Source organism: Streptomyces sp. NPDC055955 (assembly GCF_042270245.1).
Taxonomy (GTDB): domain Bacteria; phylum Actinomycetota; class Actinomycetes; order Streptomycetales; family Streptomycetaceae; genus Streptomyces.
In genome coordinates this window covers 38,492-54,614 of the sequence record NZ_JBHJYS010000033.1, presented here as the reverse complement: position 1 = coordinate 54,614, position 16,123 = coordinate 38,492, and the positions used below count along the sequence as shown (strand labels likewise).

At 72.0% G+C, this 16,123-nt stretch carries 16 protein-coding genes; 8 read left to right on the top strand and 8 right to left on the bottom strand.

Annotation, left to right across the window (positions count from 1 at the left end):
• Positions 1 to 166: 166 nt before the first annotated feature.
• Together ACFC96_RS41960 and ACFC96_RS41955 are read left to right on the top strand one after the other, a co-directional pair.
• Complete coding sequence (locus tag ACFC96_RS41960) at positions 167 to 994, top strand: DeoR/GlpR family DNA-binding transcription regulator (RefSeq protein ID WP_376252477.1); 828 nt, start codon at positions 167 to 169, stop codon at positions 992 to 994.
• A gap of 66 nt (positions 995 to 1,060) precedes the next feature.
• Positions 1,061 to 1,558: an SRPBCC family protein gene (locus ACFC96_RS41955; protein ID WP_376617708.1), complete on the top strand. Its 498-nt coding sequence runs from the start codon at positions 1,061 to 1,063 to the stop codon at positions 1,556 to 1,558.
• Positions 1,559 to 1,573: 15 nt separating this feature from the next.
• Here ACFC96_RS41955 and ACFC96_RS41950 read toward each other — a convergent pair whose 3' ends face one another.
• Positions 1,574 to 2,677 carry a PLP-dependent cysteine synthase family protein gene (locus ACFC96_RS41950; protein WP_376253744.1) on the bottom strand — a complete coding sequence of 368 codons (1,104 nt, stop codon included), beginning with the start codon at positions 2,675 to 2,677 and terminating at the stop codon, positions 1,574 to 1,576.
• Between the two features lie 360 nt (positions 2,678 to 3,037).
• Between ACFC96_RS41950 and ACFC96_RS41945 the strand changes: the two genes are divergently transcribed.
• Positions 3,038 to 3,382, top strand: a complete 345-nt coding sequence (locus tag ACFC96_RS41945; RefSeq protein ID WP_376252472.1) for a hypothetical protein — start codon at positions 3,038 to 3,040, stop codon at positions 3,380 to 3,382.
• A gap of 212 nt (positions 3,383 to 3,594) precedes the next feature.
• Positions 3,595 to 4,113: an ATP-binding protein gene (locus tag ACFC96_RS41940; protein ID WP_376252469.1), complete on the top strand. Its 519-nt coding sequence runs from the start codon at positions 3,595 to 3,597 to the stop codon at positions 4,111 to 4,113.
• Positions 4,114 to 4,151: 38 nt separating this feature from the next.
• Here ACFC96_RS41940 and ACFC96_RS41935 read toward each other — a convergent pair whose 3' ends face one another.
• The 3 genes from ACFC96_RS41935 to ACFC96_RS41925 are packed head-to-tail and all read right to left on the bottom strand — an operon-like array spanning position 4,152 to position 7,785.
• On the bottom strand, positions 4,152 to 6,713 hold the full coding sequence (locus ACFC96_RS41935; RefSeq protein WP_376617736.1) for an ABC transporter permease: 2,562 nt from the start codon (positions 6,711 to 6,713) through the stop codon (positions 4,152 to 4,154).
• Between the two features lie 5 nt (positions 6,714 to 6,718).
• Positions 6,719 to 7,507, bottom strand: coding sequence for an ABC transporter ATP-binding protein (locus tag ACFC96_RS41930; RefSeq protein ID WP_376617706.1), 789 nt, complete (start codon positions 7,505 to 7,507; stop codon positions 6,719 to 6,721).
• Entirely contained in the window at positions 7,504 to 7,785 is a 282-nt protein-coding gene (locus tag ACFC96_RS41925) for an SHOCT domain-containing protein (protein ID WP_376252464.1), read from the bottom strand. Before ACFC96_RS41925 ends, ACFC96_RS41930 begins: the two co-directional genes overlap by 4 nt.
• A 180-nt stretch (positions 7,786 to 7,965) precedes the next feature.
• Here ACFC96_RS41925 and ACFC96_RS41920 point away from each other — a divergent pair, with 180 nt between their 5' ends.
• The 3 genes from ACFC96_RS41920 to ACFC96_RS41910 are packed head-to-tail and all read left to right on the top strand — an operon-like array spanning position 7,966 to position 10,073.
• Positions 7,966 to 8,526 carry a TetR/AcrR family transcriptional regulator gene (locus tag ACFC96_RS41920; RefSeq protein WP_376252461.1) on the top strand — a complete coding sequence of 187 codons (561 nt, stop codon included), beginning with the start codon at positions 7,966 to 7,968 and terminating at the stop codon, positions 8,524 to 8,526.
• A gap of 45 nt (positions 8,527 to 8,571) precedes the next feature.
• Positions 8,572 to 9,156 carry a DUF4865 family protein gene (locus ACFC96_RS41915; protein ID WP_376252459.1) on the top strand — a complete coding sequence of 195 codons (585 nt, stop codon included), beginning with the start codon at positions 8,572 to 8,574 and terminating at the stop codon, positions 9,154 to 9,156.
• Positions 9,153 to 10,073 (top strand): phosphotriesterase, encoded by a 921-nt coding sequence (locus ACFC96_RS41910; protein WP_376252457.1) that lies wholly within the window; start codon positions 9,153 to 9,155, stop codon positions 10,071 to 10,073. The genes ACFC96_RS41915 and ACFC96_RS41910 overlap by 4 nt, the downstream gene beginning before the upstream one ends.
• Positions 10,074 to 10,082: 9 nt before the next feature.
• On the opposite strand, the gene ACFC96_RS41905 is transcribed toward ACFC96_RS41910, so the two are convergent.
• The 4 genes from ACFC96_RS41905 to ACFC96_RS41890 form a co-directional block, all read right to left on the bottom strand.
• A complete protein-coding gene (locus ACFC96_RS41905; RefSeq protein ID WP_376252454.1) occupies positions 10,083 to 10,673 on the bottom strand; it encodes a DUF1097 domain-containing protein in 591 nt (196 codons plus the stop codon).
• An 86-nt stretch (positions 10,674 to 10,759) separates the two neighbouring features.
• On the bottom strand, positions 10,760 to 12,010 hold the full coding sequence (locus ACFC96_RS41900) for an amidohydrolase family protein (RefSeq protein WP_376252451.1): 1,251 nt from the start codon (positions 12,008 to 12,010) through the stop codon (positions 10,760 to 10,762).
• Between the two features lie 114 nt (positions 12,011 to 12,124).
• Positions 12,125 to 13,186 carry an acetamidase/formamidase family protein gene (locus ACFC96_RS41895; RefSeq protein WP_376617705.1) on the bottom strand — a complete coding sequence of 354 codons (1,062 nt, stop codon included), beginning with the start codon at positions 13,184 to 13,186 and terminating at the stop codon, positions 12,125 to 12,127.
• Positions 13,183 to 14,214, bottom strand: coding sequence for a carbamate kinase (locus ACFC96_RS41890; RefSeq protein ID WP_376617703.1), 1,032 nt, complete (start codon positions 14,212 to 14,214; stop codon positions 13,183 to 13,185). The genes ACFC96_RS41895 and ACFC96_RS41890 overlap by 4 nt, the downstream gene beginning before the upstream one ends.
• Positions 14,215 to 14,384: 170 nt before the next feature.
• On the opposite strand from ACFC96_RS41890, the gene ACFC96_RS41885 reads away from it, so the two are divergent.
• Positions 14,385 to 16,001: a PucR family transcriptional regulator gene (locus tag ACFC96_RS41885; protein WP_376617701.1), complete on the top strand. Its 1,617-nt coding sequence runs from the start codon at positions 14,385 to 14,387 to the stop codon at positions 15,999 to 16,001.
• Positions 16,002 to 16,123: the final 122 nt, after the last annotated feature.

Below are 16,123 nucleotides of genomic sequence, written 5' to 3'. Positions count from 1 at the left end.
CCCGCTCACGACCGCGCTACGCATCCCTCCTCACCGAATCTCCTCCATCCGTGCGACCGCGCGCCATACGCCGGGCGCGAGCGGGCAGTCTCACGGCTGTCGGCGGCGCGTGCGAGGATGTGGCGACCATGGACGGCTGTGACGAGGCGAAGGGATCCGACAGGACGTGAGCGAGAATCAGAACCTTCTCGCGGAGCAGCGCCGGGCCCTGATCCTGGACGAGGTCAGGCGCCGCGGCGGCGTCAGGGTCAACGAGCTCACTCGCAAGCTGGGCGTCTCCGACATGACGGTCCGCCGTGATCTCGACGCGCTCGCCCGGCAGGGTGTCCTGGAGAAGGTGCACGGCGGCGCGGTCCCCGTGGTCGAGGCGAGCACGCACGAGCCGGGCTTCGAGGCGAAGTCGGGTCTGGAGCTCAGCGCCAAGGAGGACATCGCGCGGACCGCCGCGGCCCTGGCGGTGCCGGGCACTGCCATCGCGCTGTCCGGCGGCACCACGACGTACGCGCTGGCCCACCATCTCCTCGACGTGCCGGACCTGACCGTGGTGACCAACTCGGTACGGGTGGCGGACGTGTTCCACGGCGCGCAGCGCTCCTCGGGACAGCGGCAGGACGCGGCGACCGTCGTCCTCACGGGTGGCGTGCGGACACCTTCGGACTCTCTCGTGGGGCCCGTCGCGGACCAGGCCATCGCGGCGCTCCACTTCGACGTGTTGTTCCTCGGGGTGCACGGCATATCGCTGGAGGCCGGCCTGTCGACGCCGAACCTGGCGGAGGCGGAGACGAACCGGCGTCTCGTGCAGTCCGCTCGGCGGGTCGTCGTGGTGGCCGACCACACCAAGTGGGGGACGGTGGGCCTGAGTTCGTTCGCCTCGCTCGACCAGGTGGACACGCTCGTGACGGACGCGGGGCTGCCCGCGGACGCGCGCGCGGAGGTCTCCGAGGAGCTGCGGCTCGTCATCGCGGGCGAGCCCGGAACAGGTACAGACATCTGACGGTTCGCCAGCTATGGTGACCCGTGCCCGGCCAACCGCCCGATTCCGCCTGGGGGCTGAACGTCCATGGCACGCCGACTGAAGCCCGTGGGGCTGGAGTTCACCGAGTCCGCGCCGCTGCGCCTGGTCTTCGCCCGCGAGGTGTCCGCGCCTGCGCAGGCGGTGTTCCGGGCGCTCGCCGAGGACGTGGCGGGCTGGCCCGAGTGGTTCTCCGCCGTGACGCTCGCCCGCCCGACGGACGACGGCGGGGGGCGCGAGGTGCGGCTCAGGGGCGGTACGCGCATGCGGGAGACCGTCCTCGCGGCCGACCCCGACGAGGTGTACGCGTACCGGGTGGACGAGACCAACGCGCCGGGGATACGCGCCCTGGTCGAGGAGTGGCGGCTCACGCCGTCGGGCACCGGTGGGACGCGGGTGCAGTGGACGTTCGCCGCGGACGGGGCCGCCGCGTTCCGGGTGGGCCTGCGCCTCGGCCGGGCCGGACTCGGCCGCGCGTTCCGTGACGCGGTGGCCGCTCTCGACCGCAGGATCGCGGCGAACTCCCGGGACTCCAAGGCGAGTTAGAAGCGGCCCCGGTTCTCAGTCGGTGCTCGGCCAGACCCCCGTCGCGAGCAGCGTCTCGATGGCCCGCGTGTACGGCGCGATGTCCAGGCCCTGGCCGGCCAGCCACTGGTCGGAGTAGTACTTGTCGAGGTAACGGTCCCCCGGGTCGCACAGCAGCGTGACGACGCTGCCGGTCCTGCCCTCGGCCACCATCTCGGCGACGATCTTCAGCGCGCTCCACAGGCCCGTACCGGTGGAGCCGCCCGCCTTGCGGCCGATGGCTCCCTCCAGGGCGCGCACGGCGGCGACGCTCGCCGCGTCCGGCACTTTCATCATGCGGTCGATCGCGCCGGGTACGAAGCTCGGCTCCATTCGGGGCCTGCCGATGCCCTCGATGCGGGAGCCGCAGTCGCAGGTGACGTCCGGGTCCCCGGTCGTCCAGCCCTCGAAGAAACAGGAGTTCTCCGGGTCCGCGACGCAGATGCGGGTGTCGTGCTGCATGTAGTGGACGTACCGCGCGATGGTCGCGGAGGTGCCTCCGGTGCCGGCGGTGGCGACGATCCAGGTCGGCTCCGGGTAGCGCTCCCGCTCCAGCTGCCGGTAGATCGACTCCGCGATGTTGTTGTTGCCGCGCCAGTCCGTGGCCCGCTCCGCGTACGTGAACTGGTCCATGTAGTGCCCGCCCGTGTCGACCGCGAGCGCCGCCGACTGCTCGTACATCGTGCGCGAGTCGTCGACGTAGTGGCACCGGCCGCCGTGGAACTCGATCAGGCGGATCTTCTCGGGGCTGGTGGTCCGCGGCATCACGGCGATGAAGGGCACCCCGATGAGCTTCGCGAAGTAGGCCTCGGAGACGGCGGTCGAGCCGCTGGACGCCTCGATGACGGGGCGGCCGGGCCGGATCCATCCGTTGCACAGGCCGTAGAGGAACAGCGAGCGGGCGAGCCGGTGCTTGAGGCTTCCCGTGATGTGCGTCGACTCGTCCTTCAGATACAGGTCGATGCCCCACTCCTCGGGGAGCGGGAAACGCAGGAGGTGGGTGTCGGCGGACCGGTTGGCGTCGGCCTGCACCTTTCGTACGGCTTCTTTCAGCCAGCTTCGGTACGCGGCGTCCGTGTGGTCCACGTCCAGCGTGGGCATCGGGTTCGTCCCTTGGGGGGTCCCGGCTGACTGGTCCTGCTGAGGAGTGTTCACCGCATGGCTCCTTGGCGTCGTTGCGAGCGCCGGTCCGACGCCGTCCACACCCGGCCGTCGTCTTCACGACCGGTCGGACGCCCCGATCATAAACACCTTCCGCACGCTTCTCACCTGCATAAACACCCCTTTGAGCAACTCAAAGGAACACCTGCCCCAGGACAGGAACGGGCGTGCGGAGGAACAAAGGCGTGAGTCGGCCCTTCCCCTGCCGGGCGCACCGCATCACGCACTGGTGCGGACGCCTTCGTGCGGGCAGACTGCACCGCGGGGCCGGTGAGAGCTCACAGCAAGGGGGCGGACGACATGGCGGAGCCGGAGTTCACGGCGACGGGTGTGCGCATAGGGCGACTCCTTCGCTCGCTCACCCGGGCAGGCGAGGTCCGCATCAAGGGCGGCCGCCTCGAACTGCTCACCAGTTACGGCAGCGAGATCGACAGCGCGCCGCTTCAGGAAGTCCGCGCCGGCAAAGCCTGGTTCGCGCCCGGCGACCGGGCCATGGCCGATGTCGGCGGCCGGCGCTACCTGCTCAAACTCGGCGCCGATCACGAACCCGGCGACGGGGTGCCCCGTCTCGCCGGCGAGAACGGGCCGCCCACGACGCGTCGGTTCCTGGAGGCGGTGCGCAGGGCGCGCGGCCGGGTGACCTAGCCGGCCGCGCACTTGGGGGACGGCGTGCGCGAGTTGCAGCCTGGCACCCCCTGAGTCACTCTGGTCACACATCACTACTCAGGGTTTACCGGCGATAACGCTGCGAACCAGCCCGCCGGACACGCAGCAGGCGGGCCTCGGCTGTCCGAGCGACCCACTGCTGGATCGGTACTCCGCCTTCTTCCGGACCTTCAATTCGGGGAGTCGCAGCCGTGATCACCCACCCAAGCAGGCATTGCACGGTGGAGCTCCAGGCCCTGCCGTCGCGGATCCGCCAGGTCCGCAGAATCGTATCGGCGCAGTTGCGCTACTGGCATCTGGACCCGCTCATCGACGAGGCGATGCTCGGCGTGACCGAGTTGCTGACCAACGTCCACCGGCACGCGGGCCCCGACAAGATGTGCACGGTCGAGATCGAGCTGCTGCTCGACCGCCTCACGGTGTCGGTGCACGACCACGACCCGCACCTGCCGCAACCGTGCGAGGCCGACCCGCTCGCGACCTGCGGCCGGGGCCTCGCCCTGGTCGCCGCCGTCAGCGAGAGCTGGGGCGTGCGGCCGCAGGGCGAGCACGGCAAGGTCGTGTGGTTCACGCTCCCGGCGCCGTCGGCGGCGATGCCGCTGCCGCCGATCCCCGAGTACCGGGTGGAGAACGCCTTCCCCGAGCTGGACTCCCCGGTGGACCGCAGCGCGGCCCGACATGCTCCCGCCCGGTCGGCCGTTGTCGGCTGACCGGGCGGTGACCACCCCCTCTCACGGCACGGGCCACGTCACTCGGTGGCGATGGCCCGCAGCACGTCGAGGCGTGCTGCGCGGCGGGCCGGGCGCAGGCCCGCGAGCGCTCCGGCGGCGAGGCCCACCAGGGCGACGACGACGAGCTGGAGCGGGGGCAGGGCGAACGCGAACGCGCTGTCGCTCGCGCCGTCCGACGCCTCGACCAGGACCCAGCCGAGGAATCCGCCGAGCACCAGGCCACCCGCGGTGCCGAACGCGGCGACCAGGACGGACTCCCACCGGACCATGGCCCGCAGCTGGGCGCGGGTCTGGCCGACGGCCCTCAACAGCCCCAGCTCGCGGGTGCGTTCGTGGACGGCCAGGGTGAGGGTGTTGGCGATGCCGAGCAGAGCGATCAGCACCGCGAGGGCAAGCAGCGCGTAGACCAGGGTCAGCATCATGTCGATGCCGCCGGCGGACGACTGCGCGTACTCGTCGCGGGTCTGCACCTCCGGATTCCCGTACGCCGCCGCGACCTTGGAGACGGCGGCCTTGCCGTCGGCCGTGCTCACGCCGTCCTTGAAGGTGACGGCGATCAGGGTGTCGGAGTCCTGGGCGCGGTGCGGGGCCCAGGCCTGGCGCGTGATGACGTAGTCCCCGGCGAGCTCCGACCGGCCGTAGACCGCGCGGACGGTGAAGTTCTGCCGTTTGCCGTCGGTGAAGGCCAGGCGGGCGGTGCTGCCCGGTCGGAGGTGCTGCTTGCCGGCCTCCTCGCGGGTGATGGCGATGCCGTCCGTGCCGAGGTCGTCGAGCGAGCCGCGGACGGTGCCCAGGTCGAAGGACCGGGCGAGCGCTGCCGGGTCGGTGACGGTCAGGACACGGCCCTCGCCGTCGACGTCCGCGACGCCCTTGCCCAGGCCGACGGCGGTCGCGACCTGCGGCTGTCGGGCGATGGCCGGGGCGAGCTTCGGGCTGAGGCCGCTGCCGCCCGCGCCGAACGACGGGGCGGACACGGCGATGTCGCCGGCGAAGGAGCGGGACACCGTCTGGTCCATGGTCGCCTTCAGCGAGGCGCCGAAGACGGTGAACAGGGAGACGACGGCGACACCGATCATCAGGGCGCTCGCGGTGGCCGCGGTGCGCCTGGGGCTGCGCAGGGCGTTGCGCCGGGCGAGACCGCCGGTGACGCCGCGCAGCTTGTCGAGGGGGCTGCCGAGGACGCGTACGGCGCGTGCCGACGCGACCGGACCGAGGATCACGAACGCGATGAGGATCAGCACGCCACCGAGGCCCGCGAGCCGGATGGACGGCGAGGCGAGGACGGCGACCAGGGTGACGGCGACCGCCGCGACGCCGAGTGCCGTGCCGACGACGGCGCGGCGGCGCGAGGCACCGGACTGGTCGACGGCCGTCTCGCGCAGGGCCGCGAGGGGTGCGGTGCGTCCGGCCCGTACGGCGGGCAGGAGCGCCGAGCCGAGACAGACGAGGATGCCCACGGCGAGCGGGAGCAGCATGGACAGGCCGCTGATCACGAGAGCGCCGTCGGGGAACGGGAAACCGATGGCGGGGAACAGCGCCTGGAGCCCGGCGGCGATGCCGATGCCGCCGGCGAGACCGGCGACCGACGCGAGAACGGCTACGGCGCTCGCCTCGACGAGCGTCATGGTGGTGACCTGGCGGCGGGAGGCGCCGAGGGCGCGCAGGAGCGCGTTCTCACGGGTGCGCTGCGCGACGACGATCGCGAACGTGTTGTGGATCGAGAAGGTCGCCACGAGCAGGGCGATGCCGGAGAACACGAGGAGGAAGGTGGTGAAGAGGGTCAGGAACTGCCCGGAGACCATGTCGGTGTTCTCCTGCGCCGACGCCTCGCCGGTGATGGCCTCGACTCCCTTGGGCAGTACGGGAGTCAGCTCGTCGACGAGTTCCCGCTGACTGGTGCCGGGGCGGGCCCGCACCTGGATGGACGCGGCCTCGCCGAGCCTCGGCGTGAGGTACTTCTCCGCGTCTGCCTGCGTCATGCCGGTGTACGTCACCTGCGCCATGCCGTCCTCGCCGCCGAAGGTCGCGAGGCCGACGATCGTCACCTCGACGGGGTCGGGGGTGCGCAGGGTCGTGGTGTCGCCGATCTTGAGGTCGCCCTTCTCGGCGGCTCCCCGGTTGACGACCACCTCGCCGGTCCTCGAAGGGGTGCGCCCTTCGGCCAGGCGGTAGGGGTTGAGTTCGGGGTCGTCGATCCAGTTGCCCGCGAGGGTGGGCGGGCCCTGACCCCCGATCGCCTTGCCGTTGCTGCCGACGAGCTGGCCCGCGCCCTGGATGCCGGGCACGGCGGCGGCGACACCCGGGGTGTCCGCGAGCTTCTTCGCGAGCGACGCGGCGACGGGCTGCCGGGTGCCCTGGCTCTCGCCGGGGGTCGTGATCACGTTCGTGCTGCGGACGACGGCGTCCGTGCCGCTCGACGCGTTGCCGAACATGGTGTCGAAGCTGGCGCGCAGGGTGTCACCCATGACGAGCGTGCCGGCGAAGAACGCGACGCCGAGCAGGACGGCCAGGAAGGTGCCGGCGAAGCGCCGCTTGTGGGCGCGCAGCGACGACAGGCTCAGGCGCGCGGAGGTGCTCAGGGAACTCATGACGGCGCCTCCCCCGCATGCCGTGCGCCCCCGGCCGCGTCGAAGGCCTTCATGCGGTCCAGGACCTTGTCCGGGGTCGGTTGCGGCATCCGGTCGACGAGGCGGCCGTCGGCGAGGAAGACGACCTCGTCGGCGTGGGCGGCGGCCACCGGGTCATGGGTGACCATGACGACCGTGCGGTCCATCTGCCGTACGGCGCGGCCGAGGAGCCCGAGCACCTCCTCACCGGAGCGCGAGTCGAGGTTGCCGGTGGGCTCGTCGGCGAAGACGACGTCGGGACGGCCGGCGAAGGCCCGGGCCACGGCTACGCGCTGCTGCTGTCCGCCGGAGAGTTCGGACGGCCGGTGGTGCAGCCGGTCGCGCAGGCCGACGATGTCGACGAGCGCGTCGATCCACTCCCTGGAAGCGGCGTCGTCCTTCGCGCCCGCGAGGTCTCTCGGCAGGGTGATGTTCTCCGCGACCGTCAGGGTCGGCACCAGGTTGAAGGCCTGGAACACGAAGCCGATCCGGTCGCGGCGCAGCAGGGTCAGACGGCGGTCGTCGAGGTCGCTCAGGTCGGTGTCGCCGATGAAGGCGGAGCCGGCGCTGAGAGTGTCGAGGCCCGCCGCACAGTGCATCAGCGTGGACTTGCCGGAACCGGAAGGACCCATGATCGCGGTGAATCTCCCGGCCTCGAAGCCGACACTGACGCCGTCCAGGGCCCGGACGGCGGTGTCGCCACCTCCGTAGACCTTCACGGCGTCGACGACTCGGGCCGCGGTCCGGGTGAGCGTGGCGGTGGTCATGCCGCACCGCGCTTGGAACGGCCGAACTCCTCGTTCAGGACGGAGCTCCGGCGCCAGTACTCGTCCTCGTCGATCTCGCCCGCGGCGAAGCGCCGGCCGAGCACGGTGAGGGGCGCGTTGTCGTCGGCGGCGGGCCGCCAGGGGCCACCACGGCGGCTGCCGCGCCACACGGTGCGGCGCAGCAGCGTGACGGCGCCGATGACGACGGCCGCCCAGATCAGGGGGAAGAACAGGATCCACGGGCCGGGCCCGCCGTCCCAGTCAGCCAGGGTCTGCATGTGACTCATCTCCTCGGAACGTGTGCACGTTTTCTCGATGACTCGAGACTCGCTCCGAAGGGGGCCGAAGTCGTCGTACAGCCAGCGGCAGCGCGCGTACCCCCACGGGAGTACGGGGCCCGCGTCCGCCTACTCTCCCCACCGTGGACTTCTGTACCTACTAGTATGTACAGTGGTTTCATGAGCACTTCGGACCGGCTGATCGAGTCCACTCGTGAGCTCCTGTGGGAGCGGGGTTACGTCGGCACGAGCCCCAAGGCGATCCAGCAGCGCGCCGACGCGGGGCAGGGCAGCATGTACCACCACTTCGGCGGGAAGCAGGACCTCGCGCTCGCCGCGATCGAGCGCACGGCCCAGGAGATGCGGGCCACCGCCGCGGCTTCGTTCGGCGGCGGCGGTTCCGCGTACACCCGCATCGAGGCGTATCTGCGGCGCGAGCGTGACGTGCTGCGGGGCTGCCCGATCGGCCGGCTCACGATGGACCCGGACGTGATCGCGAGCGACGCGCTGCGCGCACCGGTCGACGAGACGATCGACTGGCTGCGGGAGCAGCTCGCGGGGATCGTGGAAGAGGGCAAGGAACAGGGCGAGTTCGCGCCCTCGCTGGACGCCGAGGAGATCGCGGCGGCGATCGTCGCGACGGTCCAGGGCGGCTACGTCCTCGCCCGCGCGTCGGACTCGCCCGCAGCCTTCGACGCGGGGGTGCGCGGGCTGCTCTCGCTGCTCGCACCCGCCGCGTGAGCCGACTGCTCGCACCCGCCGCCTGAGCCGAGGAGAGACACGACCGTGCACGCGATGCAGTACGAGATCACGCTGCCCGCCGACTACGACATGGGCATCATCCGCGAGCGGGTGGAGAACAGGGGGCATCTCCTCGATGCCTTCCCCGGGCTCGGCCTCAAGGCCTATCTGATGCGCGAACGCGGTGTCGCCGGGTCACCCGTGAACCAGTACGCGCCGTGCTACCTGTGGAACACCCCTCAGGGCATGAACTCGTTTTTGTGGGGGCCCGGATTCCAGGGGATCGTGGACGACTTCGGGCGGCCCGAGGTGCAGCACTGGGCCGGACTCGCGTACGAGGAGGGCCCGGCCCCGCAGGCCACCCCGAGGAGCGCGGTGCGCCGCCGGACGCCCCTCACCGGGCCGGCCCCGCTCTCCGAGGCGACGGACGCCGCCGTGCGCGACGCGGCCCGCATCGCCGGGCAGGACGGGGCGGTGTGCGCGGCTGTCGCCGTCGACCCGCGCCACTGGGAACTGCTCACCTTCTCGCTCTGGGACCACGCGACACCCGACACGCCGGGCGACGTCTACGAGGTGCTGCACCTGAGCGCCCCCGAGCGCGACCGGCTTCCTCGGGGGAGGCAGTGGTGACCGCGACCGTTCGGACCGTGCTCGGGGACGTGGCGCCGGAGGAACTCGGCGTGTGTGACGCGCACGACCACCTCTTCTTCCGCAGTCCTCTGCTCCCCGGCCAGGAACTCGACGACACGGCCGCCGCCGAGGCGGAACTGCGCGCCTACCGGGACGCGGGCGGCGGCGCGGTCGTCCAGTGGACACCGCACGGCCTCGGACGCCGGGCCGAGCTGCTGCCCGCACTGTCCACCGCGACGGGCGTACACGTCGTGGCCTCGACGGGACTCCACCAGGCCGCCCACTACGCACCGGAGTTGCTCGCCCGGCTGCGTCCCGCCCTGGCCGACGTGTTCGTGCGGGAACTCACCGAGGGGATCGGTGACAGCGGTGTGCGGGCCGGCCTCATCAAGGTCGCGGGCGGCTTCCACGCCCTCGACGACCACGCGGTGTGGACGATGCGGGCCGCCGCCGAGGCCCATCACGCGACGGGCGCACCGATCGCCGTCCACCACGAGCTGGGGACGGCCGTGCTCGACGTACTCGACCTGCTGTGCGGGGAGTTGGGGGTGGCGCCGGAGCGGGTCGTGCTCGGGCACCTCAACCGCTCGCCCGACTTCGCCGTGCATCGGCAGGCCGCCGAGTCCGGCGCCTACCTCGCCTTCGACGGGCCGTCGCGCGCCAACCACGCGACGGACTGGCGGATGCCGGACGCGATGGCGGCGCTCGTCGACGCGGGGTACGGCGACCGGCTCCTGCTCGGCGGCGACACGACGACCGCCGGAGCGCGCTCGGTGAGCGGCGGGCCCGGGATGCCGTATCTGCTGCGCCGCGTCCGTCCTCGCCTCGAACTGGCCCTGGACAGAGCGCTGGTGGACCGGATCCTCGTCGACAACCCGGGCAGCGCGTTCGCGGTGGAGCGGCTGCCCGGGAGGTGACGGACGGCCTCACTCGGCCGGTGCGGTTCCGGCCGACGGTGTGCGGCCGTCGTGGTGCACGGGGCCCGCGGACGCCACGACCGACGTCGGCACCGGCGAGAAGATCGGGTACATGAGCCGATTGGACAGATAGGCGAAGACCGGCCCGAGCGCGTTCATCGCGACCACACAGACCCACGCCGCCCAGATGTTGCCCGGCTTGTAGCCGAAGCCTCCGAAGAACGTGGCGAAGTAGCTGGCGAAGCCGAGGAACATGCCGGGAATCAGCGAGAAGGCCTTGATGCGGCCCGTGTACATCAGGGCGGTGTTGACGACCAGGATCACCAGGGCCAGCACCGCGTTCCGGGCGAACTGGCTGTCGCCGAACGCCGTGCCCACGTGCTGGTCGATCAGCACGATGATCAGGGCGAAGGCGGAGCCGGCGGGCATCGTGCACCACAGTCTGCGCGCGTTCGCCCAGCTGGGCCCGCCGAGCGCGAAGACGGCCGCCCACGCGATGAAGATCGCCCAGGGCGGGAGGTGGAGCGCGGTCCCTCCGATGAACGCCGTCAGACCGGCGAGTACGGAGGCAACGATTTCGTGAGAGAGGCGTTCGCGCATGGGGTTTCCTCTGCTGGAGTCGGATGGCAGAGCGCGGTGCCGTGCGGGGGCGTGTGGGGGGCCGGTGCGGGTGGCGGCGGGAAGGTTCAGTGGACGAGGAGTTCGCTGGTCCTGACCGTGCGGGCCACCACCTTCCCCGCCTTGATGACATGGGCGCGTTCGGGCCGGTCCAGGACGATGTCGTCGTAGGTCTGCGTGTCGAGCACCACCAGGTCGGCGCGGGCACCCGGCCGCACGCCGTAGCCGTCGGCGACGCCCACGACCCGGGCCGCGTCGTGCGTGACCATGCGCAGCACCCGATGGAGGTCGGTGGGCCCGGACAGATGGCCGGTCTGCGCCAGCAGGAGCGCCGTGTCCAGGGGGTCCGCGCGTCCGAACGGGGTGAAGGCGTTGCGGATGTTGTTGGAGGAGCAGGCGGCGAGCACACCGTGGTCCCACAGTTCACGGACCGGGGCAACCCCCCGCCGGACCGCCCGAGTGTCACGTCGCCCGCCCAGGTGCAGGTCGGTCGCCGGGAGCGGCACGACGGCGACGCCCGCGTCGGCGAGTGCGGCCATCGCCCGCGCCCGGTCCGCGGGCTCCCGGCCGCCGAGTGAGGTCATGTGACCGAGCGCCACCCGACCGCCCAGACCCCGGCGCGCGGTCTGGCCGGCGATGAACTCGGCGAGCGCGTACCGGGGGTCGGACGCGTCGTCGGCGAAGTCCGCGTGCAGATCGGCCGGCACTCCGTGCTGTGCGGCGAGGTCGAGCACGAGCTCGACGTGGCGGCGGCAGTCGTCCAGGGTGGCCTCGTTGTAGGTGCAGCCGCCCACCACGTCGGCGCCCGCCGCCAGCGCCGCGATCAGCAGCTTCTCGGTGCCGGGGGACCGCAGGACGCCCTCCTGCGGGAACGCCACGATCTGGAGGTCCACCACGTCCGCGTACTCCGCGCGGAGTTGGAGCAGGACCTCGACGCCGAGCAGCCCCGCGATCGGGTCGACGTCCGGATGGGCGCGGATCACTGTCGTGCCGTTGAGGACCGCCGCCTCGAGAACGCGCCGCGCACGAGCCCGTACGTCCTCGTGCGTGAACGCGCTCTTCAGTTCGCCGGTCACCGCGATCGCTCCGGCGAGGGTTCCGTCGGGGTTGCTTCGTACGCCGTCCAGGAGGGCCTTGTCGAGATGCAGATGCGGTTCGACGAAGCCGGGCAGGACGACCCGGCCCGCGCAGTCGATCACCTCGTCGGCGTCCTGGCCCGAGGCGTCCCCGACGGCTCGCACCCGGCCGCCGTCGATCACCACGTCGCAGGGCGACCGGGCGTCTTCGACGCGTGCTTGACGCAGTATCAGCTGAGGCATACGGGCTCCCGGTGGGTGGATGGACGGGGGCGGATGCGGGGGGTGTCCGGCGTACGCGGCAAGCGGGATCAGCCGCGATCGGACTGGATCGGACTGCTCCGGACCTGGTCTGGATCACTCGGGGAAGTCCGCCTTGCGGATGAGACAGTGCACTCCCTGGACCTGGTCGACGACCTGTGAGATCTCGAAGTCCGCCGCCGCGCTCAGGTAGGCGTACGCGGCCGGCCCGGCCATGCCGAAGCGGTCCGTGAGGAAGCGGACGGCGGCGCGGACCGCTTCCCGCATCGCCTCGTCGAGGTCCTCGTGCAGCCCCACGGGGATCCAGTGCCGGTCGGTCTCGCCGAAGGGATGCGTGAGGGCCGCCGCCGCGCGGGCCCGTGCGCCCTTGAGGAGGGTGAGCCGGAACGTGGCGCGCAGCGGCGCCTCCAGCGCGGTGAGGGCGACTTCGCCATTGCCCTGGGCGTAGTGCGGATCTCCGGTGTAGAAACCCGCTCCGGCCGTCTGCACGGGCAGATACAGCGCGGAGCGCGTCTCGAGTTCCTTGATGTCCAGGTTGCCGCCGTGCCGTCCCGGCGGCACCGAGTGCTGCGATCCGTCCGTGTCGGTGGCCACGCCCATGATGCCCATGAAGGGCCGCAGCGGGAACCGGGCCGCCCGGCCCTCGGCGTAGCGGATCACGCCGACGTCCCGGCCGTGCGCCTGCTCCACCTCACAGAACGTGAACTCCGGTGCCGTGCAGGCGAACTCGTCCGGCAGGGCACCACGGCCGTGCCTGCTGGAGACGACGCCGTAGTCGGCGCGCCGGTGCAGGGACAGCACTTCGGCCTTGAGGAGGTCTCCCGGCTCGGCACCCCTGATGTGGACGGGCGCACTGACGACATGGGGGCCGTCCCCGTCGGGGTCCCGCGGCGGCGGGGACTTCGCCAGCAGGCGGGCGTCGGACAGCACCTCGGTCGCGGCGATGCCGTACCGCCCGAAGAAGGCCGCCGGGTCGCGCCCCTGGTCCTCCAGGATGCCCTCGTGCGAGACGGTGTCGAAGGTGACGCTGTCGCCGGAGTCGATCGTGAGCGCCGGCGGCGTGCTGCGGCAGGGCAGCCGCCCCCAGCCGACGGTCTCCGGTGTGGCCCGCAGATAGTGCGTGCCGTCGATCGGGCCCTGTCCCGCTTCGAGAATCACTGCGGCCTCCCTGCCGTGACGGTGCCGTTGAGGGGTTCTTCGGTGGTCCGCGCCGGGTCGCTGTCGAGCCAGGTGCCGCCGTGTCCGTCGAGGGCGGCGCCCAGCTGCCGCGGTGAGGTGATGAGCACCTGGCGGCCGGGGGCGCCGCGCACGAAGTCGAGGGCGGCACTGATCTTGGGGCCCATGCTGCCCGGCGGGAACTGGCCCTCGGTCAGCAGCCGTTCGGCCTCGCCGCAGGTCATCCGGTCCAGGAAGCGCTGCGCGGGACGGCCGTAGTCGACGGCCACGCGCTCGACCCCGGTGGTGATGACCAGCAGGTCCGCGCCGAGTTGTGCCGCGAGATGCGCCGAGGTCAGATCCTTGTCGATGACGGCTTCGACGCCCTGGTAGCCACCGTCGTCGCCCTCCACGAGAGGGATGCCGCCGCCACCGGCCGCGATCACCGTGAATCCCGCCGAGGACAGCGCCCGTACGGACTCCGTCTCAAGGACCCGGCGGGGCCGGGGCGAGGGGACCACACGCCGCCAGCCCCGCTCGCCCTCCTCCACCACGGTCCAGTCGTGAAGGTCCGCCAACTCCCTTGCCCTGGCTGCCGGATAGAAGGCTCCGATGGGTTTGGTCGGGTGACTGAACGCCTCGTCGTGCGCGTCCACCACGGTGTGGGTGATCAGGGCGGCGACCCGGTCGTCCGCGCGCCCGAGCGACCTGAGGCGGCCCGCGATCGCGGTCGCCAGGATGTGTCCGAGGCCGCCCTGCGAGTCGGCCACACACATGTCGAGGCCGAGGGCGGGCAGTTCGGGGGCGAGGGCTGCCGCGAGGTCGGCGCGGCGCTTGATGAATCCGACCTGGGGGCCGTTGCCGTGGGTGACCACGACCCGCCATCCCGCGTCGGCCAGCGCCACCACGGGGGACGCGAGCCGGCGTGCGGCCTCGACCTGTTCGGCGACGGTGGCATGGGTGCCACCGCGCAGCAGCGCGTTGCCGCCGATGGCGACCACCGCTGTCCTCGGCACGGCTCGGGGAGTCATGCGGGTCACCGTAGGAGAGGCGGGCCGAGCCGGTCATGGGCATCGGACACCAGGATGAGCGGTCCGCCGTTGACATCCGCTGACAAGGGGAGTCCCCACCACGGCGGGAAACATGGAAGTTACGCGCGGGGTATTACAGGTTACTCGCGGCTGTCGCATAGTGACTGTGCATGACAGGCATCGGTATCGGTTCCGCCCCGACCGTCCCCTACGGCCTCTCTCCCGGACTGACCGTGAGCGAGGCGCTGGCCCTTCCCTGCCTCAGCGGCGCACGACTCGTCGCCGGGGCGAGCGGCCGCGGCCGCCGTATCCGCGTCGTCAACATCATGGAAGTCCCCGACATCGTGCGCTGGATGCGCGGCGGTGAGCTGCTGCTGACCACCGCGTACGCCGTCCGTGACGACGCGGAGGCGCTGAGCGGCCTGATCCCCGTACTCGCCGAGCGCGGCCTCGCCGCCCTGGCCGTGAAGGTGGGCCCCTATCTGCCCGCGTTGCCGCCGGTGATGCTGGCGATGGCCGACGAACTCGGCTTCCCTGTCGTCGAGTTGCCGGGCGCCGTCATGTTCAACGACATCCTGTCCGAGGTACTGGGCACGGTGTTGAACCGCCAGGCACTGGAGTTGGAGCGTTCGCGCGCCATCCATGAGCGGCTCACGGCGGTGGCGCTCGACGGAGGCTCCTACCAGGAGCTCATGAACGTCCTGCTCGAGCTGTCCGGCTGCGCGGCCGCCGTGCTCGACGAGCACGGGTGGATCCTGGCCTCCGCGGGCTCCCCGCCCCCCGACCGTCCGCCCGCCGCCGAGCGCGCCATCGAGACGGGCACGGGCGCGAGCGGCGCCGTGGCCCTGTGGCGGGACGACGCGGCGGCCTCGGACCACGAGGCCGGGGCGGCCGTGCTCTCCCCTCATGAGCTCGACACTCATCAGCGGATGGCGCTGGAGCACGCCACGACCGTCGCGGCGACCATCGCCGCCCAGGAACGCGCCCTGGCCAGCCGCCAGCAGCGCTACCGCACGCTGCTCCTGATGGAACTGGTCTCACGGCCTCCGCGCGACCGCGCCGAGACCGCGCGCCGCGCGGCGGCCATGGGCTGGAACCTGCGACTGCCCCGCGCGGTCGTCCTCGTCGAGGTCGCCTCCACCGGCACCGGCGGCCCCACCGACACCGAACTCGCCCTGGAGGAGAGGCTGTTGCCCCTCGTGCGGTCGGCGGCCGGGTCCGGTGCAATCATCTGGGGCAGCCAGAGCGGACTCGTCCTGCTGATGGAACCGGGGCCGTCGCTCACCAGCCGATGCCAGGCCCTGCACGCGGCTGTCACCACCGCGCACCCCGACTGGGACGTGGCGGTCGCCGCCGGAACCGTACGGGACGACTTCACCGACTATCACCACAGCTACGAGGAAGCGGCGCAGACCCTGACGCTCGGCCGCGAACTGCACGGCCCCGACTTCGTCCGCGGCCATGCGGACCTGGGGGTGTACCGGCTCCTCGGTCAACTGCCCGCGGCCGAGCTCACGGCCCTCGTCGACGACGCGCTCGGCCCGCTGCTCGCCCATGACGCCGAGCACGACGGGAGCCTCGTCGAAACCCTCAGCGTCTATCTCCTCCAGGACCGCAACGGCGTGGCCACCGCCGCGCGGCTGCACGTCCACTACAACACCCTGCGCTATCGGCTGCGCCAGATCGACCGTCTCACCGGCGGTCTCGAACGCCGGCCGACGGCCCGGCTCCAGACCGAACTGGCCGTCCACGCCCACCGGTTGCTCTCCGCGCGCGACCGGCGCTGAGCCGGCCCTCCCCACGGCTGACGCTGATCCTCGAAAGGCGGGTCACTGTCACCCGTTGCCGGTAATTCCCCGGCCGGTTCTGGCACTTCGAGCCATGCTGCAAGGGGCGGGCCGCTGCCTAG